Consider the following 22,028-nt stretch of genomic DNA (forward strand, 5'->3'; position numbering starts at 1 on the left):
CGTGACAGGCACGGAACACCAGCCCACGCAGCAGACCGTCTGGAACGACGCGGAGTTGCTCTCACTGATGCGCCAGCACGCGCCCGTCGGCGTGTCGCCCGAGGCGATGCTGCCGATGATCAGGGAACTCGTGGACTCCGGAGCTGACCCGCGAACCCTCGTCGCGACGATCGAGGCCGCGAGGGGAGCCGCACCTGGCGCCCTCGCGCAGGATCTCCCACGGGCTGTCGGGATCGCGGAGGCTCAGAGAGGGGCGCAGAACCTCGCGCGGGCGGGAGCTCCGGCCCAGGCCGTTCGTGGCAGTGCAGTTCGCGGTGCAGGGTGGAAGCGGGCCGCCGGTCGAGTGTTCGTCGTGGTGTTCTGGCTGGCGGTGTGGGAGATCGCCGACCGGGTTATTGACAATAGGCTCATGCTCGCGGGCCCCATCCGCACGGCGGAGGCGCTCGTCGAGCAGTTCTTCCGCCCCGAGTTCTGGCTCATTTCGGGGGCGTCGCTCGGCCGAATCGCCCTCGGGTTCACCGCGGCGTTGGTCATCGGGATCCTGCTCGCGCTCGCAGCGCACCGGGCCACCTGGTTCCGCGAGCTCATTGCTCCCGTGGTGTCGGTCGTGAAGACCGTGCCGGTGGTCTCGTTCATCATCATGCTGCTCATCTGGCTTGGCGGCCAGGCGCTCACCTCGTGGCTGGCGTTTCTCATCGTCGTACCCCTCGTGTACACGAGCATGCTCGCCGGCCTCGGCGCCGTTGGCAGGCACGAGCTCGAGCGTGCGCAGGTCTACGGGCTCTCCCGTGCGAAACAGTTCTGGTACATCTCGCGGCCAGCGTTCATGCCGTTTCTCGCTAGCGCGTGCAAAGTCGGCGTCGGGATGAGCTGGCGCGCGGGAGTCATGGCCGAGTTGTTCGCTGCCACCGCGCCGTCGATCGGGAAAGAGATGTTCGCGGCGAAGACGTTCCTCGACACGCCAACGCTGTTCGCCTGGACGGTCGTGGTGATGCTGCTCAGCGTCGTGTTTGAGCGGGTCGTGACGACCCTCCTGCGCTTCCTCTCGCGGCCGTTTGGCGGGCTGCTCGGGAGCGCTTCATGAGGGCGTCACGCGTGGGAGTTGAGCGTCTCTCGAAACGGTTCGGCATGCACGAGGTCTTTGACGAGCTCTCGCTAGAGTTCGCTGGGGGATGCTCGTACTGCCTTCGGGCGCCTTCGGGTGGTGGGAAGACGACGCTGCTGCGGATCCTGATGGGGCTCGAACGGCCCGACTCTGGGCGGGTGATCGGGGTGCGGCGCGGAGCTATCTCAGTGATGTTCCAAGAAGACAGGCTGAGCGACGCGCTCACACCCGTCGAGAATGTGGCGCTGCTGCACCCCGACCGGCGCGTATCGCGGCGGATGATTGAGGCTGAGCTGGCCGAGATCTTGCCGCTCCGCGCGCTGAGCCAGTCGGTCGTCGAGCTGTCAGGCGGCATGCGTCGCCGGGTCGCGCTCGCGTGCGCGATGCTGTTCCCGAGCTCGCTCGTCTTACTCGACGAGCCGTTTACCGGGCTCGACACGGCTACCAAGCGCGAAGTCATCGACTTCGTGCGTGCGCGCCTTCGCGGCCGCACGCTCATCGTCGCGACCCACGGCGCCGACGACGCTGAGATGCTCGGCGCGCGCACCGTGACCTTACCGACCAGTGGAGGAGGCGCCGATGGCGACGCGGTATGAGACAGTCACGCGGCGCTCGCGGGTGTTTGCGGGCGTCGACCCCTCGCTGCATACGGATCTGCTCGCGGCCGTTCGGGCCGCGTCGCAGGGGTACCGTCGCGGCGACAGCATCATTCGCATCGGCGAGCAGGTGAGCTTCTTTCCCGTCGTGCTCGCTGGCAGTGTGCAGGCGACCGTGCCGCGCGGGGCGAATACTCAGATCGTTGAGCGGTTCGGGCCCGGGGACTCGTTCGCGGAGGCTGTCGTGGTGAGCGAGGGGGCGTCGCCGGTGGAGATTTCGGCGCTCACCGATGCGCGGATCCTGCTCATCCACAAAGAGCGACTCGCTGCGTCCACGCACCCGGGTGCTGCCATCGTGCACGCGAATCTCATGCAGGAGATGTCGAAGAAGCTCGTTCACCTGAGCGTGCGCCTCAACTTGCTCGCCGAACCTCGACTGCGCAGCCGAATACTCATGTCGCTCGACGGCATCGCGCCCGGCGATGATGGCGAGATCGTGCTGCCATACAGTCGCCAGGATTGGGCCGACTACCTCGGTGTCAACTCGAAGGCGCTGCTTCGCGAACTCAGGCGGATGCAGGACGATGGACTCATCGAGCTCGCGGGGAAGACCCTGCGAGTGCTGTAGGCGTGCCTGCGCGGTTCGTCGGCAGCTGCCATATCTTGCCCACCACTATCTAGGAGAAATATGACCGTTCAGGCCGATGGCTACGACATCCTTTCGGCGGGGCTCGCCGACTTTGAGGCGCTCGCTCCGATGACTGCAGGCCGGGTGAAAGTCGGGCGCGTGTTCGATGGCGATACGCTGCGCGTGCGCACCCTCGCGATCCCTGCGGGAGTGACGCTCGCGGAGCATGTGGCGGGTGCTCCTGTGCTCATCCACGTGATTGCCGGGCGGGTGCGCTTCGACATTGGCGGTGACAGTCACGAGCTCACCGCTGGAGCGCTCGTGCGAGCTGACCCGGAAGAGAAGCACGAAGTGTTCGCTCACGAGGATGCGCAGCTCGTGCTCACGTTCCACCCCGAGCGCTGAGCGCTGCGTTCTGGGCCCACTCAATACACCGGGCCTGCGCACGCCGCAGCCAAGACCCCTCAAATATTCGTGTGGGCCTCAAATTCCGATGAAAAATGAGGCCCACACGAATAATTGGGTGGTTTTCGAGGGTGCGAAAGTCGTAGGGAAAGGTGCGGCCGCCTACTGCGCGTAGGTGTAGAACCCCTCACCGGTCTTGCGGCCGAGCTTGCCCGCGTCGACGTAGCTGCGGAGCAGGGTGCGAGGGCCTTCGGGCAGGTTCGGATTCTCGGCAGCGTAGTGCTCTTCGATGTCGAGCACCACGTCGAGGCCAACCTGATCCATGAGCGCGAACGGGCCGGCGTGGATGCCCATGTTCGCCTGCATGATCGCGTCGACATCTTCCGGGGTGCTCACGCCGTCAGCGACGACCGCGAGCGACTCGCGCTTGATCGCCGCCCAGATGCGGTTGAAGATGAAGCCCGTGCTCTCGGCGAGCGCGATGAAGGGTGCGAGGCCGAAGCGCTTCAGCTCTTCTGCGACCGCGGGCAGCAGGCCCTCGCTCGTCTGGCCATCGCTCATGAGCTCGACTGCCATGCTCTGCGGGGGCATCGCGAAGTGCATGTTGAAGACCCGCTCGGGGTGCTCGACCTCGTCGATGACCTCGCGTGACTTGTACGACGAGGAGTTCGTGGCGAGCACGGCGTCAGCGTCAGCGAGGCGGTCAAGCGTGCCAAACAGCGGGCGCTTGATGTCGAGCCGCTCGGGCACCGCCTCGACGACGAGCCACGCGCCGGGCAGCGACTCTTCGACCGAGGGAACTGCGGTCACGGTGCCGGGGGTCGTGCTGATGCCCTGCTTTTCGAGCCGTGCGGTGAGCTCGGGAAGCGCCTCATTGACGTAGTCGAGCGCGGCCTGACGCTGCGGCTCTTGTAGCTCGGCGATGCGGACATCTGAGCCGCCTGACGCGAACACGGCCGCGATACGCCTGCCAAGAGTGCCGCCACCCACAACGACGATCGGTCGCTCCTGGGCATTGGCTGGAACGGTGAATTGCATGTGATTCCTCATTTCCGTTGATCCGTACGCCTTGCAATCTCGATGCAATTTGTATTGAATTCATTATGCATCGAAAAGTCGGAGAAGGGAACCCGGTGGAAGCAGCAGTGATGAATCAATCGGGCCAGGCGCAAGGGGGCACCCAGGCGAGCGCAAAGCCCGGCGCGAAGGGGAACGCTGAGCCCAAGCGCCGCGCCCGCGTGCACACCCGCGCGGCGTTGATCGACGCCGCCGAGGCCATCTTCGCCGAGCGCGGCGCCCCGACCGCCTCGATCGATGAGATCTGCACCCGCGCCGGCTTCACCCGCGGAGCGTTCTACTCGAACTTCCGCACCGTGACCGACGTGTTCTTCGCGCTGTATGAACGCAAGACGGAGGAGTTACTCAGCGGAACGAGCGGGCTCGCCGACCGGTTGGAGCTGCGGGGGGACCGCGATGTGCTCCTCGAGGGTTTTGTGGAAGAGCTGCTGGGGATCATCCCCGCTGACACTCAGTGGTACGCCCTCCGGGCGCTCTTCGGGATGCGGGCCGCGACGGACCCCGAGATCGCGACCGTGCTGCGGGCACACGGCGAGGACTTCCAGCGCGGCATCACCCCCCTCTTGGAGCACGTTGCGAGTACGCTCGGGATGACGCTCGCGCCCGACGCTGACGAAGCCGCGCGCGTGGTGATTGCCGCCCACGTCGGTTCGGTACTGCAGGGGCCGTTCGTGGATGAGGCTCAGCGGCTTCGGCGGGACGCCGTGCTCGCTGCGCTGCGCGGAGTGCTACGGCCCGAGTAAGCGCTCGACCGCCGCTGGGATGCTGCGCGCAACGTCGAGGGCGGTAATCGGGCGGCCGAGAATGGAGCTGGCGGCGCCAGCAGAACCGCCAGAGTCGCCACTCGCGATGCGGGCGGCGATATCGTGCAGGAGCACTGCCGTCGCGCAGAGCTCGGCGAGCACCGGCGCCCGGTCGGCCAGCCCGATCTGCCCAGCCGGCCAATCCGGCCAATCCGTGCCAGCCGGCCCCACCAGCCCACCCCGCCTGACCAGCCCAGCGTGCCGGGCCGCCAACGTCCCAACGATCCCGGCGAGCACGTCGCCCGTTCCCGCCGTCGCGAGCCAGGGCGTGGCCGGCCCCACAGTGACGATGTCACCCGAAGGAGACGCGATCGTCGTGACCGAGCCCTTGAGCAGCACGGTGACGTCGAGGCGCTTCGCGAGCTGGGCGGTTGCCTCCGCACTGCCCAAGGAACCCGCGTCGTCCGTGGGCCGCGAGCCGCCGAGCGCCCGCCAGAGTCGCGCGAACTCTCCGGCGTGGGGTGTGATCGCGACCGGCGCCACCCGAAACCGCTCGTCTCGCCTGAGCAGGCACAGGTCAAGCGCCCCAGCGTCGATGATGACGGGGCGCCGCTGGGTGAGCAGCTCCGCGAGCTCGTCGGTCTCGGCCTTGGGGCGCGCCTCCGGGTCCGTACCGCTGCCCACGAGCCACGCATCGACGCGGTCTGGCGAGCGGGAAACGACGGTCTCGGGTCTGGCGGCGAGCACGGTCGCTGCCGGGGAGGGCATGCCAAAGAGGGGCGCCGTGCCCCCGACGGGCGGCACGAACTGCACGAGACCCGCGCCCGTTCGCCACGCTGCCTCAGCGCCCAAGACCGCCGCGCCAGGATACGCGGGCGAGCCGGTGCGGAGCCCGAGGACCCCGCGCGAGTACTTGTGGTCCGCCGCGGTGGGCGGCGCGAGGTAGGGAGCGCACGCGGCCGGATCCCACGCCCCCGAGGGGCTCGTCGTATCCGGGGCAGGATCGTTCATTTGAGACCTCAACTCAGTGTCGGAGTGCCGAGGGGCGGGCCAGGGCCCGAGCGCTGGCCGGTGTTCTTGCAGGGTAGCTGAACCGGTGGCGATCCTCATCGCAATGGTGCGTTCGCTATGAGAATGCGCTGAGAATTGGAGTTTTCTCCCAGGAATTGCCGCAGGCACTGTGAAATGCTTAGGCCCCTAAATAATCGACATTTCCGAAAAGGTCTCCGTGAAGAAACCACTCAAGATTACGCTCATCAGCATGGGCGTCGTCGTCGGCCTCGTCGGCGCGACGCTCGCCACCACCTCCATCATCAACGCGGTGAAGACCCCGCAGGAGGTCGCAGCGCTCGGACCCTACGGCACGCTCGTGGACGTCGATGGCAAGAAGATGAACGTGGCCGAGTTCGGGGCGGGGGAGCAGACGATCGTGCTCACGCCCGGGGCCGGAACCGCCTCGCCGGTCGCAGACTTCGCGCCCGTGATCAACGGCCTGAAAGACGAGTACCGGATTCTCGCGGTCGAACCGTTCGGGTACGGGCAGAGCGACCAGGCCGACACACCGCGCACCACCGAGAACATCGTTGCCGAGATTCACGAGGCCGTGTCAAGCTTCGGGGTCGACGAGTACATTCTGATGGGGCACTCGATCACCGGCATTTACGGGCTCGCCTACGCGAACACGTACCCCGACGAGGTCACGGCGTTCGTCGGCATCGACACCTCCGTGCCCGAGCAGCCCGGCATGGACAGGGTGCCCGGAATTCTGAAGGGTGCCCCCGCGATCCGCGGGCTCGGTCTGCTTCGCGTACTGACCGAGCTCGGTGGAAACCCGCTCGAGGGCAACCCCGCCTACACCGCAGAGGACATCGAGCGCATGGACGTCCTCACCATGCGAAACTCGATGGCGCCGACCTACCTCGACGAGGTCAACCACCTCGCGGAGAACTTCGCCGCCGCGAAGGGAACAACGTTCCCGAAGGATCTCCCGCTGCTGCTCATGTACCAGTCACACAACCCCGACTTCGCGACCTGGACTGACATGCACGAGGCCCAGGCCGCAACGGTCGACTACGCGGTGACGCTCGAGATCGACGCCGACCACTACCTGCACCACACGAAGGGTGAAGAGGTCGTCGCCGCGACCAAGGAGTTCCTCGCGGGGCTGCCCGCGGCATAGCAGCGACGGGGCCCGCGTTGCCCGCGGGCCCCGCCCTGCCGGCGCGCGGGCCCTACGCAGTCTGTGGAGACTGCTCCGCCCCCTCGATCCGGGACGCGAGGCCGCGCGCGAGGAAGAGGATCACGACCGCGAGCGCGACCGAAATCATGTACGCGATGCGCATGGAACTCAGGTCTGCGATCGGGCCGATGAGCGCCGCGCCGAGCAGGAATCCGACGTACGTGAACGTGTTCGCGCGGGCCACTGCGACGCCCGTGTCGTCGATCGTGCCCGCCGCCGCGAAGGCGAGCGGCGCGATGACGCAGAGGCCGCCGCCCGCGAGCGCGAACCCGACGAGTGCCATCCACGGGGCCGTCGCAAACACGACCGCGAGCATGCCGGCGAGCGCGATGAGGGCGCAGACCTGGATCACGCGCTTCGCGCCGAACGCGCGGATCAGCCAGTCGGCGCTCAGTCGGCCGATGAGCATCGCCGCGCTGTACCCGCCGTATGCGAGGGCGGCGACGCTTTCGGGGGCGGCGAGCGTGTCGTGCACGTAGACCGAGCCCCAGCTCGAAGCCGACGACTCGATGAAGTACGCGGAGGTCAGCACGAGCCCGATGCTCAGCACGGGCAGCCACGGCACCCGCACCCGCGCGGGCGCGCCAGCGGCCGAGCGAGCCACACCCGTAGCGCCCGCAGCCCCCGCGGCGCCCGCCGAACCAGCCGCCCCGGCCGCCCCGGCCGCGCCCACGCGCGCGTGCACGAGTGAGCGCCCGCTCCAGAGCAGCAGCGGCACGAGCACGATGAACTCTGCGCCGAAGAACACCCAGAGGGGCAGCCCCGCCTGCGCGGTGAACGCGGCGGCGAGCGAGGCGACGATGCCGGCCGCGCTGTAGATCGCGTAGAAGCCGACGACGATGCTGCGCTTGTAGCGCTGCTGCAGCGACACCGCCTTCATGTTCATCGTGGCGTCGACCATGCCGAACGCGATGCCCATCACGATCCACGCGGGTACGAGCAGCGCGAACGAGTCAGCGAAGCCGATGAGCGCGAGCGCCGTGAGGTTCGCGACGATCGCCCAGCGCAGCAGCGTGTCGCTGTGTACGCGCTGCACGATTGAGCCGGTTACGAGGGTCGCGACCCCCGCCATGAGCGGCAGCGCGAGCGTCATGAGGGCGAGCGTCGAGTCGCTGAACTCGAACGTCGCCTTGATGGTGGGGAGGCGCGCAAACAGCGAGCCGAAGCCGAGCCCCTGCGCGAAGAACACGATGAACAGGGCGATGCGCGCCCGGCGCATGCCCGCAGTGATGTGGGTGTCGGTGGAGGTGATATTCGTCATTGTATGTCTCCTCATTCCCGGCTCTCCGTTGAGCCGCTAGTGGGTGTGGGCGGTGCGGGGCGTCAGGCTCGAGCGAGGCGGCGCAGCTGCTGCTTGTCGACCTTGCCAACGGGCAGCAGGGGCAGCGCGTCAACAATCACGATCTCTTTCGGTACCTTGTAGTTCGCGAGGTGCTCCCTGGCGTAGGCGCGAAGCGCTGCGGCGTCGGGCTGACGACCCGCGGCGGGAACGACGTACGCAACGCCAACCTCGCCGAACGTGTCGTCGGGCCTGCCGATGACCGCGGCGAGTGACACGTCGTCGCGGGCTTCGAGGCGCAGTTCGATCTCGCGCGGGTAGACGTTGTAGCCGCCGGATTTGATCATGTCTGACATGCGACCGACGAGCCTGAGCGTGCCGTCGGCGTTTAGCACGCCGACGTCGCCCGTCTTGAACCAGCCGTCAGCGGTGTAGGCGGCTGCGGTGCCGGCGGGGTTGCCGAAGTACTCGAGAAACAGCCCCGAGTGCCGCACCTGCACCTCGCCCTGTTCGCCCTGCTCGACGGGGCCGCGCTCGTCGGCAAGGCGCACCTCCATGCCCGGGTCGAACCGCCCGACGGTCTCGGCGAGCACCTCGTCGCTGTCACCGTCGCGGGTGAAGGTGATCGACGCGATCGTCTCGGTCATGCCGTAGACGGTCATGAGCGGGATCCCACGCGCGCGGTAGGCCCTGATCACGTCGATGGGGAGGGGCGCGCCGCCCCAGGCGACCCGTTTCAGGGTCGACAGGTCGGTGCCAGCGAACTCCGGTTGCGCGGCGATGAGCTGCAGAATCGTCGGCACCGTCATGAGGTTCGTGAGCCCCAGCTCGGGGACGAGCGCGAGCAGGCTCGCGGGGTCGAACTGCTCGAGCAGCGCGAGCATTCCGCCGGCAGCGAGGGTCGTGCCGGTGAGGTCGGCGAGGCACGCGACGTGGTTGATCGGCAGGTTGCAGGGCACGCGCGGCGCCCGGATGCCGAGCACGTCGGCCTCGACGCGAGCCGCGTACACGAGGCCGCCGTGCGAGAGCACCGCGCCCTTCGGCGCGCCGCTCGAGCCAGACGTGTAGACGATCGTCGCCGGGTCGGTGGCGCGAAGCTCGGGGTAGCTGTCGGGGCGGGGAACGAGATCAGGATCCGGGAGGTCGAGCAGCGCCGACGCTCCGGTGCGCGGCCCGATTCTGTATGCGCCTCGGGCGCCAACCTCGGTCGCGAGCGCCGTGATGTCGTCGCCGTACTCCCGCCCGTCGACGGAGTCGAGCGAGAGGAAGAGCGCGGGGCGGGAGTCGGTTGCGACGTGCCGCAGCTCGGAGAGGGTGTACTTCGGGTTGAGCCCGATCCACACCGCACCCGTGCGCATCGTCGCGAGGAGCGAAATGAGGTACTCGGGGCGCGGGGTGCAGAGCGTTGCGACGCGTACGCCGGGCCCGGCGCCGAGCGACGTCAGCGCCGCCGCGAGCTCGTCGACGCGGGCGGCGAGCTCGCGGTAGCTCAGTGTGACGCCCTCAAACCACACAGCGTCGGCGTCTGGGGTCGCGAGCGCGTAGTGGACGAGATAGTCGAGGTAGCTCGTTGGCTGCGGCACTGCAGCGGTGGCGTGCATGGGTCAGCGCTCGACGTTGGTGCCGTCTTCGCGGGTAGCGAAGAGCGAGAGCCAGCGTGCCACCATGGCGGGCTTCTCTTCGCCCTCGACCTCGATGGTGTTGTCGGTCGTCACGAGCACCGTGCCATCGGGGCGCGGGGTGACCTCCGCGATCGTGGCGACGCAGCGGATGTTCTGCCCGATGAACACAGGCAGCGTGTAGCGAACACGGTCGAGGCCGTAGTTGAACCCGTAGATGCCCTCGCCGCGGACCGGGCTGTTGTTGAAGTGGAACATCGTGAGCAGGCTCGTGAGGAGGAACCCGTCAACGAGGGTGGCGCCGAGCGGGTTGTTCTTCGAGGCTGTGAGGTCGGCGTGCTCGGCGTCGAGGTAGCTCGCGGTCGCGAAGGCCGAGAGGTGTTCGGCGTCGATTGCGAGCCAATCGGAGGTGAAGAACTCCTCGCCCGTGTGGCGGTGGAGTTCGGAGAGCGGGATCTCGCGGCGTTGCGACATGGAAACTCCTAAACGTAAGTAAATATTTACTTTAGTATGAGTGTGAAGTTCGTCGCGGTCAAGCCAGGGCTTGATCCGCCCCGTTTCGGGTCTACACGCGCCCGATGCGGCAAGATGGAATGAGCTCGCGGAGCTCGGCGCGGGGAAGGAGTGGGGGAGTGACCTCAACGGAGCGGCAAATGCCGAAACAGGCGCGGGGTCGCGCGGCCGTCGCATCGATCCTTGCCGCGGCAAGCGAGCTGCTTGAGGAAGCCGGGTTCGACAGCCTCACAACCGCCACGATCGCGACTCGGGCGGGCGTGAACATCGCCACCCTGTATCGCTACTACCCGAACAAGTTCGCGATCGTGCGTGAACTCGCGCAATCGATCGAGGAAGAGCGTTCGGGCGTCGCCCTCGAGGCCCTCGCCGAGCTCGGCGTCGCATCAGATTGGCGGGAGCCCGTGCGGCGCGCCGTGCGCGCGATGGCGCAGCTTCGCCGTGACCGCTCTGGTGCGACGGCGATTCGGCGCGCGCTCCAGTCATCGCCCGAACTCTGGCACCTCGACCACGATGTCAATGCGGCGACGGCCACGGCGATCGCGCCGTTCCTGCTGCGCGTGAACCCGGCGCTCGCGGAAGAACGCGCCCAGGCGATCGCACTGACCGTCGTGCACACCGTCGCGAGCCTGCTTGACCTTGCGGCGGGGGAGCGGGAGCGCGCCCTCGGGCTCGAGCGCGAGCTGGAGCTCGTCGTGATCAATTACCTCGCGCCTGAGCTCGACCGGGCGTAGCGCGAGAAACACCGACCGCTCACAACCCGACACGCTCGTACAGGGCATAGATGCTGTCGAGCACCGCCTCGCGGCCTTCATCGCGAGCATCGCCGTAGTCGGCATAGAGGCTGTCGAGCAGGCCGCGATCCGCGGGGCTCAGGGCGTCGAAACGCTCCCGCCACGCCTCCTCGTTGTCAGTCCAGTACCCGACGATGTGGGTGTGTGCCGCTGGAAAACGCAGGGTGCGCCGGAGGTGGCCGCGGATCCGCCGTGTCATCGCCGCTTCGCCCGCAACCCAGACCGCCTCGCTGCCATCGGTCGCGAGGTCGGCCCGGAAGAACGCGTCGGCCACCCGACTCGCGAAGTGCCCATTGCCGCTGCGGTGAACCCACGTTGCTGACACGCGGGCCGGTGACCGATCGGGGAGCCTCGCGTCGCGCGGGTCCGCAATCTCGCAGAACAGGCGGATGGCGAGCCCCGGAGGCGCCTCCTCGATGATGCGTTCCGCCGCGGGCAGCGCCGTCGCGTCGGCGACGAGCGTGAGCCGCGCGATGCCCGCGTCGACGCCCGGCCCTATGCCTGCGCCGGTGCCCGCGCCCGCGGCGAACTGGGCGAAGGGCCGGCTCACGCCGAGGGGCGAGCCCGGCACCGCGCCGTCTGCCCACTTGGCGGCAAGGCCGCCCCGGTGCCTGACGAAGTCGATGTCGATCTCGCCAGGCCGGTGCGCGCGAACGGTGTACGTGCGCATGGGGGAGGGCGCGACACCCTCGCGAAACTCCCACCCGCGCCCGACGACGCGCGGCAGCCGCGGCTCCGCGCCATCGGCGTCGGGGAAGAACAGCCTCACGTACTCGTCGGGGGAGGCCGTCGTCGGGTAATCGCTCAGATCGGCGCCGCCGAGCGTGATGCGGCGCAGGCTCGGGCTGAGGATCGTGTTCGCAAGGACCTCTGCGCGGTGCACGCGGGCGGGAGTTTCAGGCACGCGACTACTTCTTGAGCGCGTCGGCGAGCTCGGGCACGAACCGGTCGAGCACCCACGGAACCGACAGCACCGACGGGGCCGCGACGGCCTGTGAGACCTCGCGGTCGGTAAGCCAGACCGCGTGGTCGTTCGTGATCGGCTGCCAGTTGCGGAAGAGCGTGTGCGCAAGCGAAGCGTCGACCTCGTCCTGGTTGTTCACGAGACCGAGGTAGACGTCGGCGGTGACGGTGTCGATCTCTTCGAGGCTGACGCCGAAGTAGATCTCGTCGGGGAAGCGCTTGGCCTCGGCGACTACCTCCGGTGAGAGCGTGAGGCCCAGGTCTTGGATGATGCCGATGAGCGACGTCGTCGGCGCGTAGAAGCCGACGTCGGTCGTGCCCTCCCCAACGCCGGTCGAGTAGACGAAGGTCGCTCCGTTGAACTCCGGGTGCTCGGCCCCGCGTTCCGCGATCGCCGCCTGGGTGTCGGCGACGAGTTCGGCCGCGCGGGCCGGGCGGCCGAGGGCCTTGCCCACGAGCTCGGTGTGGTCTTGCCAGTCGAGGTACCAGGGCTTCTCGGGGTAGGCGAGCGTCGGCGCGATCCCCTGCAAGCGCTCGTACTGGGTGTCGGTGATGCCCGAGAACGGCGCGATGATCGCGTCGGGTCGGAGCGAGAGGATCTGCTCGAAGTCGATCTCGCCGCCGCTCAGGTCGGTGAGGGTCTCGGGCAGCGGTGCACCGGCCGACTCAACCGCATCCCTGAACCAGGGGACGAAGCCGTCTTCGTCGCCCGCCCAGCTCGACGGCACGGCGACCGGGATCACGCCGAGCGCTGCGGAAATGTCTTCGGTCGCCCACCCGATCGTCACGACACGCTCCGGGGCCTCGTCGAGCTCGAAGGTGCCGAACGCGTGGTCGATCGAGACGGGGAACGCGCCCGGCTCTGCCTCGCTCACGACGACGGGCGTCGTCTCCGAGGGAGCCTCGTCGGCGGTGCCGGGAGCGCACGCCGTCAGCGCGAGAGTCAGAGCTGCGAGCAGCGCCGCTGCTGGGCGGAAGTTCAGGGAAGGGCGGGGCATGGTTCTCCTAGTCGTATTGCATCCACCGAGTGGACACTTCCGAGCCTAGGAAGAGGCGATATCGCGGATCGGGCGAAACGTGCCTGAATCCACGCACGCAGACGCGCGATCCTTCAGGTAGGCCCCCGGGGTCTGACCGACCTCCTGGCGGAACGCCGTGACGAACGCGCTCGGCGAGTGATATCCGACCCGGCGGCCCGCTGCCGTGACGGGGAGCCCGGCGGCGAGGAGCGACATCGCCGCGTTGACGCGCACCTGGCGGCGCCACCTGACGAAACTCATGTCGGCCGTCTCTGAGAACGTGCGCGCGATCGTGCTGACACTCGTTCCGGTGATCACTGACCACTGCTCAAGCGAGCGGTCGTCGGCGGGGTCGGCGAGGATGGCTCGCGCGATGCGGCTGATGCGAGGGTCACTCGGCACCGGGAGCCCCGAGCTGTGTGAGCGCGAGGCCCCGATCATGTCGAGGCACACGCGCTGCGCGCGCAGCCGCTCGTCAGTCTCCATCGGGGTCTCGTTTAGGTGCTGCAGCATCTCCATGAGGGCACGGCTGAGCCGCACCGATGTTGGGGCCCCAGCCTGGCTGTCACGCAGGTACGTCGTGCCGATTCTCGCGGACCGCATGACCTGCGAGCCGTGGCGTGTGTCGGGCGGGACGATGAGACCCCAGCCCGGCCTGATCACGTGGATTGCGCCGCCGACGCTGACGTTCACGACCCCGGAAATGACCCAGATCAGCTCGGCGACGGCGTGGCTGTGCTCGAGCCAGCGGGCCGTCGAAGGCTGGTCGCGCACGATCGTCGTGAGTAGAAAGGGGTCGGGAATGAGCTCTTCAGGGTCGCGCACCCCGTGAATCTCGGCTTCAAGGGTGTGAAGCGTGAGGGAATCTGGCATGAAATTAGGGTAGCCTAAGTATCATGTGATGAAAGAAAATCAGTCCGATTTCGCTAACGTTAGAGCATGCCCCAGGACTTCACCCCGCGCCAGATCTCAGACAGAGACGTCGCCGAGTTTTCGAGCTCAGATCTGCACCGCGAGGGCACCCGTAGCCGCGACGCGATGCCAATGGACGCCGTGGTGCACGCCTTCGGCCCGCTCTTCGTGATCGAGGCTTCGGGTGGCCCCACGGAAATCGAGCGGCGCCCCCTGCTGCCCGGCATGCCGACGATCGACTTCGTATTCGTTGACCGTGGCACATTCACGTACCTCGAAGATGGCGTCTGGCTCGAGTCGAGCGACCCGCTGCTCCTCGCGCCGAGTGGTCTGCCCATGCGCGTACGCTTCCTCACCGACTGGAAGTTCTTCGTCGCGCGGATCCAGCGCGAGGCGCTCCTGCCGTTCCTGCCGCGGCTGCCAGAGGGCGCCACCGTCTACGCCGACCTTACGCTGCCCGAGCGCGCCATGCGCGCGTACGTCGCTGAGCTCGCGGGCGCGCAGTCGAAGGCAAGCCCCGGTGAGGCGGCAACCGTGTCGCGTATGGTCATCGAGATGGCGGGCGCGCTCCTCAGGCACCGCTTCCCGCTGCTCACGTCGCAGCCGCCAAAGGGGGCGGTCGACGTGTGGGGAGACGCGATGGGGGTCATCGCGCGCGAGTGCCGCGACGCCGAGTTCGGTACGAACGCGCTCGCCGCCGCGGTGGGGTGCTCTGTGCGGCAGCTCCAGCTCGCATTCACCCGGCACGAGACCAGTGTCGGCGCCGAGCTGCGCCGCGAGCGCGCCAGGATCGCGCGGTCGATCCTCCAAAACCCCGAACACGACGCGCTCCCGAGCGGCGACGTAGCCGCGCGATCAGGGTTTGGATCTGCGTCGACGATGTACCGCGCACTGCTCGACAGCTACGGTGTGACCCAGCAAGAGCTCAGGCGCCGCGCGGTCGCTACGCTGGAGGCGTGAACCCAGCGCTCTCCCACCTCTCGACGGCGCCGCAGCGCATCCGCGGCTTCCTGCTCACGAGTGTGCGCCACGAGAGTCGCAGCATTCGGTCCTGGGAGTCGGAGACTCACGAGCATGACGAGCTCATCTGGTCGACGGCCGGCGTCGCGCGGGTGCGCGCCGGTGACGCGGTGTGGACGGTTCCGTCCCGGCGGGCCGTGTGGGTGCCGAGCGGGGTGCCTCACACGATCGAGACCTCGGCCGACTCGCTCTTCTATGCGACGTTCCTTGAGGCCGGGCTCGCCGCGCAATTGCCGCGAGAAGCGATGATCGTCGAGCTGATCCCGGCCGTGCGCGAGCTCCTGCTGCTCAACGCCGAGTCTGAGATGCCGACCGCGACGCGGCTCAGACTGCAGCGGCTTGTGATCGAGCTGCTCACGCCGAGCCCGGGCGCGCAGGTCGACCTGCGCATGCCGCTCACGCCGAGCCTGCTGTTCGTCGCCGAGCGCATCCTCGCCGACCCCGGCGCCTTCGACACGACGGTCGACTGGGCGGAGCGGGTGGGTCTGCCTGCGCGGGAGCTCACGCGCGCCTTCGTCGCCGAGACCGGGCTCTCGCTCACGCAGTGGCGGATCCGCGCGCGTGTGCGCGCCTCGCTCGTACCGCTCGCCTCAGGGCAGACCGTCGCCGCGACCGCGGCAGAGCTTGGATATTCGAACCCGAACACGTTCATCGGGCACTTCCGGGAGATCGTCGGCGCGACCCCGGCGGCCTACTTCTCGGGGGGCGTGACAAAAAGCGATATAGATTGACCGGATAGCGATATTTGTCTTCGCTATGGTGGGTGAAGTAAGGCAACCCTTACCAAGATCGCATCATTGTCAAAGGACCGCTCGTGCTGGCACAACTCACCGTTTCCTCCCCGACACTCGGGGCTCTTGAACTCCGTCAGGGGGCCTAGCCGTGGCGATTCCCTGCGCGCCGGCGCGCGTCGTTGCGACCGAGCGCCTCACCCCGAACATGCTTCGCATCACCTTCGAAGCAGTCGGCGACTGGCTGTGGCCCACCCACGGCCGCGGCGACGAGCGCGTCGACATTGCGCTGCCCGCCCCCGGCGAGACCGTCGCGAACATTGAGGTGTTCAACCTGCCCGAGTACGGCCGCGGCTGGGAGGGCGAAGAGCCACCGTGGCGGCACTACACCGTGCGGCAGGTGCACGAGGGCGGCAAGCGACTCGACATCGACTTCGTCGTGCACGCGGGCGGGCTCGCCTCGGCGTGGGCGGAGCGCGCCGAGCCCGGGCACATCATCGGAATCTTCGGAGCGGGCGAGCGCGAGGAGCCCTCGTCGTACTACCAGGCCCTCGAAGACGCCGAGTTCCAGCTGCTCGTCGCCGACGCGACGGGCCAGCCCGGGCTCGGCCGCATCCTCGAACAGCTGCCCGAGGGGGCCCGCGCCCTCGCGATCGTCGAAGTGCCGACCGAGGAAGACATTCAGGAGTACGACACCGCCGGCGACGTCGAGATCCGCTGGATCATCGGCTCGGGGAACGGCTACGCTCCGAGCGCGCTCGCCGACGAGGTCGCGGGGTTCACCGCGCCCGAGACCCCCTGGTACGCCTGGGTCGCGTGCGAGGCGGCGACAAGCCGAGCGATCCGCTCTGACCTCCGCGCCCGGCTCGGCCTCGCGCGGAACCGGCACAACGCGATCGGCTACTGGACGCAGGATCGCACGGGCAACATGTCGGCCGACGTCGACTGATGGTGGCGAAGGGCGCGACGATCGAGCCTGGCACCGTGCCGCAGGTGCCAAACCTCCTGCGAATCGCGCTCGCTGGCGATAAGCGAGACCGCAAGCTCGCGCTCGCCACGCTCGGCCTCATGCTGCACCAGGCGGGTGAGGCCGCCGTGCCGATCCTCATCGGCGTTGTCATCGACCGCGCGATTGCGCCGGGCGACCTCGCGGGGCTGTTTATTTGGCTCGGCGTGCTCGGCGCAGTCTTTCTCGTTCTTTCGCTGAGCTATCAGCGGTCGGCGCTCGCGATGGTGAGCGTGTTCGGCTACGGCGAGCACGACCTCAGGCTTCTTGCTGCGAAGCGGGTGCTGCACCCGCGCGGTGTGCGAAGCCGGCGACACCCTGGCGAGCTGCTCTCGATCGCGACGAGTGACACCGGCCGTGTTGCCGGCATCGCCTGGAGTATTGCGCAACAGGCCGCGACGCTCATGGCGGTTATCGCCGCGACGGTCGCTCTGCTCATGATCTCGATCCCGCTCGGGATTGGCGTCGCGCTCGGCGCGATAGCCGTGCTCCTGGTGATGCAGTGGCTCGCGCGGCCGCTCGAACGCGCGGGCGCGACCGAGCAGCGAGCGGTAGCGAGCGCGAGCGAGGTCGCGACTGACGCGCTCGCCGGGCTCCGCGTGCTCCACGGGCTTGGCGCCCAGGGCGAAGTGGTGAGGCGCTACCGGGAAGCGAGCGTCGCCTCGCGCGACGCAGGCATCGCTTCGTCGCGCCTGCTCGTCACCTACCAAGCGGTGAGCACGATGGTCTCGGTGCTCTACCTCGCCGGGCTCGCGCTCGCGGCCGGCCTGCTCGCTGTACGCGGCGAGATCACGCCCGGGCAGCTCGTCACGGTCGTGGGCCTCGCGCAGTTTCTGCAGGGATCGCTCGCCCACGTCGGTACGTTCGGCGCGAACTGGGCGCACAAGCGCGCGTCAGCGAAGCGGCTGCGGGAACTGCTCGAGGACGAGTATGCGCTCAGCGCGGGAGAGCTCGAACGCGCCGAGCTGCTGCTCGGTGCGGCCTCGGGAGGCGCGCTGCTTGAGTGGGATGCGCCGAGCGGCGAGACGCTCCGCGTGGGTTCTGGCGATGGGCTCGTTGGCGTGCGCGTGCGCACCGCGGCCGAGGCGCGAACGGCGGCGGCGACGCTTGGCTTCCGCCGTGACCCGGCCCCGGGCGAGCTCAGGCTCGGCGGGCTGTGCGCGTGTGAGCTCGGGCCCGAGTGCGTCGCGCGGCGCATCGTCGCGCCCCCGCACGACGCGGCGCTCTTTAGCGGGTCGCTGCGCACGAACGTGACCCGTGATGGTTGCCTGAGGGATCGGCCGATCAACGCCGCGGCGCTTGCCGACGTCGTCGACCACCTCGGCGACCCCGACGCTGAGATCGGGGCCGGGGGCCGACGGCTTTCCGGGGGCCAGCGCCAGCGCGTGCTGCTCGCCCGCGCGCTCCACACGCCGGGCGACGTCGTCGTGCTCGACGAGCCGACGAGCGCGCTCGACCCGATCACCGAGCAGCGCGTCGCCGAGTCGCTCGCGAGGCTCGGTCGCCCGGTCGTCGTGGTGACCGCGAGCCCGACGCTTCTCGCCGCCTGCTCGCGCGTCGTCGACGGGCGCTGCCCCGAGCCGGCGAGGACCTGCTGCGCTGCCGGCGGTGGCCCAGCCTGCTGCGCGTTCGGGGGCAAGTGATGGGTGCGCGAAACCTGGGGCGTGAGCCCGCGGCCCTCCTACCGACCTCGACGGCCCGTGAAGCCGCGAAGCTCGGGCTGAAGCTGCTGTGGCGCCAGCGCTCGCTCCTCATCGCCACGGTTGCGCTGCTGCTTCTCGGCACCGCGACGATGCTGCTGATCCCGCCGCTGCTCGGCGCGATCGTCGACGCCGTTATCGCGGGGGAGCCGTTCTCGAAGGTGCTGTGGCTCGGCGCCGCGATCGCGGGTGCCGGTGTCGCCGCGGCGGCGCTCGAGGCCGTCGGAGGGGTGCTCCTCGTGCGTTGCCTGCAGCGTGCCCTCGCGGCGCTCCGTGAAGACGTGTTTGAGGCCGCGCTCGAGCTGCCGCTGAGCCGCGTCGAAGCCGCGGGAGACGCCGACGTCATCTCGCGCGTCACGAACGACGTCGAAGCGGTGACCGAGGCGATCTCTGGCGTGATCCCGCTCTGCGCTCGCGCCCTGTTCACGATCGTGCTTACCCTCGTCGGCATGGCGGCGCTCGACCCGTGGCTCGCGCTCGCCGCGCTTGTCGCGGTGCCGATTCAGATCGTGAGCACCCGCGTGTTTCTCAGGCGATCGCGGCCGCTCTACGGGCGGCTCCGGCGCGAGGAAGCGGAGCGCGGGCGCGCGTTCGTTGAGGCCGTCGCGGGCGCGGAGACCGTGCGGGCCTACGGCACCGCCGACGAGCACCTCGACGCGATTGCGCGCGCCAGCGACACCGCCGTGCGCACGCACCGTGAGACCGCGAAGGCGCGCAACATCTTTGTTGGCGGGCTCAACGCCGCCGAGTTCGTCGGCCTCGCGGCCGTGCTCGCCGTCGGGTTCGTCCGCGCAACGTTTGCGGGGCTGTCGGTCGGTGCGGTGACCGCGGGCGCCCTCTACTTCCACCGCCTGTTTAACCCGATCGGCGACCTCCTCGGCAGCATGGACGACCTGCAGCGCGCGCTCGCCGGCCTGCAACGTCTCACGGGCGTCGTGATGGCTGCGTCAGAGGTCGACCGGCCGAGCGCGGCCGAGGTCGCGGCCGCCGAAATCTCGGACGGCTCGATCGACGTGCTTGGCCTCACCTACCGCTACGGCCCACAGGCGCCACGCGATGCGCTGCGCGGCGTCGACCTCGTCATCCCTGCGGGCGCGACGGTTGCGCTCATCGGTACCTCGGGCTCGGGCAAGAGCACGCTCGCCAGGCTCATCGCCGGCTTCGACACCCCTGGCGCCGGTGAGGTTCGCATCGGGGGCGTGCCCGCGCACGTCGCTCGCGCGGGCGGGAAGCCGGCTGCGCTGCTCGTCGCCCAAGAGACCCACCTGTTCACCGGGTCGGTCGCCGACAACGCGAGGATCGCGGCGCCTGCTGCGAGCGACGACGTGCTGATTGCGGCGCTCACCGAGGTCGGGTTTGACCTTGATGCGGTGCCGGGTGGGCTCAACGGTGAGCTGTCGGCCGCGGTGAGCCACCGTGAGGCCCAGCAGCTCGCGCTCGCGCGGGTTCTGCTTGCAGACCCGCCCGTCGTCGTGCTCGATGAGGCGGGCTCGCAGGCGGGCGCCGACCCGGCGCTCGCCGACGGCATGCAGCGGGTGAGCGCTGGGCGCACGGCGGTGATCATCGCCCACCACCTCGACCAGGTGCGGGGAGCAGACACCGTCGTGGTGCTCGAGGATGGGCGCATCGTCGAGCAGGGTTCCCCCGACGCACTACTCGAGCGGCCCGACGGAGCCTTCGCGAAGCTGTGGCGGATGTCGCGGGGCTAGCTAGTTCCTTGCGAACCTTCGCGCCCATGCGATAGCGACGGTAACGAGCCCGAGGGTGATGAGAACCGCCGCGCTGGCAGCGGGAGCGCCGAGACTGCCTGAGCCGGTGGTTGCGATCGGGGCTGGTTTCTTTGCTGGTGGTTCCGTTCCGGGTTTTGGCGTGGGGGTGCTCGCCTTCTCGAACGCCCAAGTGCCCACGAACTCGAGATCGGCGCCGTCAACGGTCGCGGTGCTCGGCGCCCAACCGTCGAACCGCCACGTGCCGCCTTCGACGGCGATGGATGAGGTCGTTGGCCTGGGCGGCGTGATGACCGTTCCCTGAACTTCGGTAGACGAGGCGGGCAGCGTGTCGGTGACGGCGGCAGGGAACAGCACAGTCTCGTCCGTGACGTACCTGTACGTCACTGCAAAGACGGCGTCGGGGTCGACCGCGTATGCCCAGTTCCCGGTGAAGGCGACATTCTCAGTACCCACGGTGTGAGACTCGGGGGCCCACCCGGTAAACGACCACTCGCCCTGGCCGTCCCTCACCGTCGTCGGCGAGAACTCTGGGGGAGTGACCGTGGCGTCTGTGCGCAGCATGGTTGTGCGCTGTGGGCGCAGGTCGAGGACGGCTGGCGGGAGCGCTCGCCCTGCCGTGGTGCTTGCGAATTCGTAGGTCGCATCGTAGGTCGTCACCATCGTGAGCGGGAGGCTGTTGCCAGTGGCATCGAACGTCACGGGCATTCCGATGAAGAACGCGTCCATCGCAAAGTCGCCGGCAACCCGCGGCTCGGTCATCTCAAACGTCTTTCCGGCCTCGAATGACGACTGCTTGACGTACAGCGCTCCGGTAGGCGTCGTGAAATGCAGGCTGTCGGGCTGGTTCGCTTCGTCGTCAAGGTCGGTGCTGAAGACCTTGGAGCCGTCTTCTTTGACGAGCGTGAATTTCGCCGAATACTGGCCAGTGGTCGGGTCATAGCTCACCGCGTTTGGGTCATTCGGATCGCACCGCATGATCTCACCAAACGTTGTGTCGGGGTTCTGCTCGATGATGCTCTGTTGGAGCGTCGAGCAGTTCATCAGGTCGGGGTTGTAGTCGACCACAGTCGGGTCAACGCGAAACGAAATGTGCCAGGTGCCCGAGAACGTCTTTTCCTTCCACCGTTCCGGGGTGTTCCCGCTGCTCAGCGACCACAGGAATTTGGCTGTCTTGTATCGCTGCCACACCTTGGTCATGATGAGGTTTCCGCGGTACGAGATGTGATAGCCGGCGTTTGGCCCGAGGGCATCGTCGCCGCGGGCGGAGTCGTACAGAAACTCGTCTGGCGTGATCTGGCCCGGGCTCGTTGGCGCGAAGGCGTCCGCACTCACCACGATTTCAACCGGTGTCGGTGCTGCTTGCGCCGCGGGAGCTGCGCTCGAAGCAAAGAGCACGAGCGCTCCGCCCAGCGCTGCGAGCCCCTGTACTGGGCGGCGAGCTGTTGAGTTGACCTGCGACATGTGCGAGCTCCTCGTCAGGTAGACGTTCACGCGCCCGCTTGGTGTCGCGGCTGAACTCTCAGGCTATGTGCCGCACGTCGCGAAGCGCTCATAGCCCATGCTCAGTCTGATTCATAGGAAAGTCAAGGGTTTGGTGATGTATTCACGCGGGCGTCGTGTTTGGCGCTGACTCAAGACCGTCCGTGATGATGTCGAGACCAGTTGCCTCGGAAGCCTCGGCGAGCGTGCCGAGGTTGGTCGCGCTCTCGAAGCCCGCGGCCGCCATCAGCGCGGCGGCCTGGCCCGAGCGGTTGCCTGACCGGCAGTACAGCAGGTAGGTGGCGGTCGGGTCGAGGTGCGGGATCGCCGCCTCGACCTCGCCGCCGTTGAAGTCGATGAGGCGGGCGCCCCGAAGGTGCCCCTCGGCGAACTCGGCCGGCGTGCGGGTGTCGATGATGATCGGCTCGGTGGTGCCGGTGCGTTCGTCGTTCATTGGGATCCTCTCGGGG

At 68.4% G+C, this 22,028-nt stretch carries 22 protein-coding genes; 12 read left to right on the forward strand and 10 right to left on the reverse strand.

Translation table 11 applies throughout. The features are described from left to right. Position 1: 1 nt before the first annotated feature. Genes FB468_RS00540 through FB468_RS00555 form a run of 4 tightly spaced genes read left to right on the forward strand, consistent with a single transcriptional unit; the run spans position 2 to position 2,734 of the window. Complete coding sequence (locus FB468_RS00540) at positions 2-1,084, forward strand: ABC transporter permease (RefSeq protein ID WP_170219589.1); 1,083 nt, start codon at positions 2-4, stop codon at positions 1,082-1,084. After that, a complete protein-coding gene (locus FB468_RS00545; RefSeq protein ID WP_141885627.1) occupies positions 1,081-1,701 on the forward strand; it encodes an ATP-binding cassette domain-containing protein in 621 nt (206 codons plus the stop codon). Before FB468_RS00540 ends, FB468_RS00545 begins: the two co-directional genes overlap by 4 nt. After that, entirely contained in the window at positions 1,685-2,329 is a 645-nt protein-coding gene (locus FB468_RS00550) for a Crp/Fnr family transcriptional regulator (RefSeq protein WP_141885628.1), read from the forward strand. Before FB468_RS00545 ends, FB468_RS00550 begins: the two co-directional genes overlap by 17 nt. Before the next feature lie 60 nt (positions 2,330-2,389). Continuing rightward, complete coding sequence (locus FB468_RS00555; RefSeq protein WP_141885629.1) at positions 2,390-2,734, forward strand: cupin domain-containing protein; 345 nt, start codon at positions 2,390-2,392, stop codon at positions 2,732-2,734. A 162-nt stretch (positions 2,735-2,896) separates the two neighbouring features. On the opposite strand, the gene FB468_RS00560 is transcribed toward FB468_RS00555, so the two are convergent. Beyond that, positions 2,897-3,772, reverse strand: a complete 876-nt coding sequence (locus FB468_RS00560) for a 3-hydroxyacyl-CoA dehydrogenase family protein (RefSeq protein WP_141885630.1) — start codon at positions 3,770-3,772, stop codon at positions 2,897-2,899. Positions 3,773-3,882: 110 nt separating this feature from the next. Here FB468_RS00560 and FB468_RS00565 point away from each other — a divergent pair, with 110 nt between their 5' ends. Next, positions 3,883-4,554, forward strand: coding sequence for a TetR/AcrR family transcriptional regulator (locus tag FB468_RS00565; RefSeq protein WP_246055918.1), 672 nt, complete (start codon positions 3,883-3,885; stop codon positions 4,552-4,554). Here FB468_RS00565 and FB468_RS00570 read toward each other — a convergent pair. Further along, on the reverse strand, positions 4,540-5,565 hold the full coding sequence (locus FB468_RS00570; RefSeq protein ID WP_141885632.1) for an ADP-dependent NAD(P)H-hydrate dehydratase: 1,026 nt from the start codon (positions 5,563-5,565) through the stop codon (positions 4,540-4,542). The two genes, FB468_RS00565 and FB468_RS00570, sit on opposite strands and share 15 nt — an antisense overlap. A 217-nt stretch (positions 5,566-5,782) precedes the next feature. Here FB468_RS00570 and FB468_RS00575 point away from each other — a divergent pair, with 217 nt between their 5' ends. Then, positions 5,783-6,733, forward strand: a complete 951-nt coding sequence (locus FB468_RS00575) for an alpha/beta fold hydrolase (protein ID WP_141885633.1) — start codon at positions 5,783-5,785, stop codon at positions 6,731-6,733. 52 nt (positions 6,734-6,785) lie between these two features. Here FB468_RS00575 and FB468_RS00580 read toward each other — a convergent pair whose 3' ends face one another. The 3 genes from FB468_RS00580 to FB468_RS00590 all read right to left on the reverse strand — a co-directional run bounded on the left by FB468_RS00580 (position 6,786) and on the right by FB468_RS00590 (position 10,165). Beyond that, positions 6,786-8,054 (reverse strand): MFS transporter, encoded by a 1,269-nt coding sequence (locus FB468_RS00580; protein ID WP_141885634.1) that lies wholly within the window; start codon positions 8,052-8,054, stop codon positions 6,786-6,788. A 62-nt stretch (positions 8,055-8,116) separates the two neighbouring features. Further along, positions 8,117-9,673, reverse strand: a complete 1,557-nt coding sequence (locus FB468_RS00585) for a class I adenylate-forming enzyme family protein (protein ID WP_141885635.1) — start codon at positions 9,671-9,673, stop codon at positions 8,117-8,119. Positions 9,674-9,676: 3 nt separating this feature from the next. Further along, on the reverse strand, positions 9,677-10,165 hold the full coding sequence (locus FB468_RS00590; RefSeq protein WP_170219591.1) for a MaoC/PaaZ C-terminal domain-containing protein: 489 nt from the start codon (positions 10,163-10,165) through the stop codon (positions 9,677-9,679). A gap of 179 nt (positions 10,166-10,344) precedes the next feature. On the opposite strand from FB468_RS00590, the gene FB468_RS00595 reads away from it, so the two are divergent. After that, entirely contained in the window at positions 10,345-10,938 is a 594-nt protein-coding gene (locus tag FB468_RS00595; protein ID WP_170219592.1) for a TetR/AcrR family transcriptional regulator, read from the forward strand. Between the two features lie 19 nt (positions 10,939-10,957). On the opposite strand, the gene FB468_RS00600 is transcribed toward FB468_RS00595, so the two are convergent. The 3 genes from FB468_RS00600 to FB468_RS00610 are packed head-to-tail and all read right to left on the reverse strand — an operon-like array spanning position 10,958 to position 13,853. Beyond that, positions 10,958-11,902 carry a siderophore-interacting protein gene (locus FB468_RS00600; protein WP_170219593.1) on the reverse strand — a complete coding sequence of 315 codons (945 nt, stop codon included), beginning with the start codon at positions 11,900-11,902 and terminating at the stop codon, positions 10,958-10,960. Positions 11,903-11,906: 4 nt separating this feature from the next. Beyond that, complete coding sequence (locus FB468_RS00605) at positions 11,907-12,959, reverse strand: ABC transporter substrate-binding protein (protein ID WP_141885639.1); 1,053 nt, start codon at positions 12,957-12,959, stop codon at positions 11,907-11,909. Between the two features lie 45 nt (positions 12,960-13,004). Beyond that, complete coding sequence (locus FB468_RS00610) at positions 13,005-13,853, reverse strand: helix-turn-helix domain-containing protein (protein ID WP_141885640.1); 849 nt, start codon at positions 13,851-13,853, stop codon at positions 13,005-13,007. A 66-nt stretch (positions 13,854-13,919) separates the two neighbouring features. Between FB468_RS00610 and FB468_RS00615 the strand changes: the two genes are divergently transcribed. The 5 genes from FB468_RS00615 to FB468_RS00635 all read left to right on the forward strand — a co-directional run bounded on the left by FB468_RS00615 (position 13,920) and on the right by FB468_RS00635 (position 20,058). Next, positions 13,920-14,852, forward strand: coding sequence for a helix-turn-helix domain-containing protein (locus FB468_RS00615; protein ID WP_141885641.1), 933 nt, complete (start codon positions 13,920-13,922; stop codon positions 14,850-14,852). Then, positions 14,849-15,643, forward strand: coding sequence for a helix-turn-helix domain-containing protein (locus FB468_RS00620; protein WP_211359054.1), 795 nt, complete (start codon positions 14,849-14,851; stop codon positions 15,641-15,643). The genes FB468_RS00615 and FB468_RS00620 overlap by 4 nt, the downstream gene beginning before the upstream one ends. A 151-nt stretch (positions 15,644-15,794) precedes the next feature. Beyond that, on the forward strand, positions 15,795-16,592 hold the full coding sequence (locus FB468_RS00625) for a siderophore-interacting protein (protein ID WP_211359055.1): 798 nt from the start codon (positions 15,795-15,797) through the stop codon (positions 16,590-16,592). After that, entirely contained in the window at positions 16,592-18,292 is a 1,701-nt protein-coding gene (locus FB468_RS00630; protein WP_141885642.1) for an ABC transporter transmembrane domain-containing protein, read from the forward strand. Before FB468_RS00625 ends, FB468_RS00630 begins: the two co-directional genes overlap by 1 nt. Next, positions 18,292-20,058, forward strand: coding sequence for an ABC transporter ATP-binding protein (locus tag FB468_RS00635; protein WP_141885643.1), 1,767 nt, complete (start codon positions 18,292-18,294; stop codon positions 20,056-20,058). Before FB468_RS00630 ends, FB468_RS00635 begins: the two co-directional genes overlap by 1 nt. Here the strand turns inward: FB468_RS00635 and FB468_RS00640 are convergent, their stop codons facing one another. Beyond that, complete coding sequence (locus tag FB468_RS00640) at positions 20,059-21,540, reverse strand: SHIRT domain-containing protein (RefSeq protein ID WP_141885644.1); 1,482 nt, start codon at positions 21,538-21,540, stop codon at positions 20,059-20,061. 142 nt (positions 21,541-21,682) lie between these two features. Further along, a complete protein-coding gene (locus tag FB468_RS00645) occupies positions 21,683-22,012 on the reverse strand; it encodes a rhodanese-like domain-containing protein (protein ID WP_141885645.1) in 330 nt (109 codons plus the stop codon). Between the last annotated feature and the right edge of the window lie 16 nt (positions 22,013-22,028).

The organism is Leucobacter komagatae (assembly GCF_006716085.1).
In the GTDB taxonomy this organism is placed as follows: Bacteria; Actinomycetota; Actinomycetes; order Actinomycetales; family Microbacteriaceae; genus Leucobacter; species Leucobacter komagatae.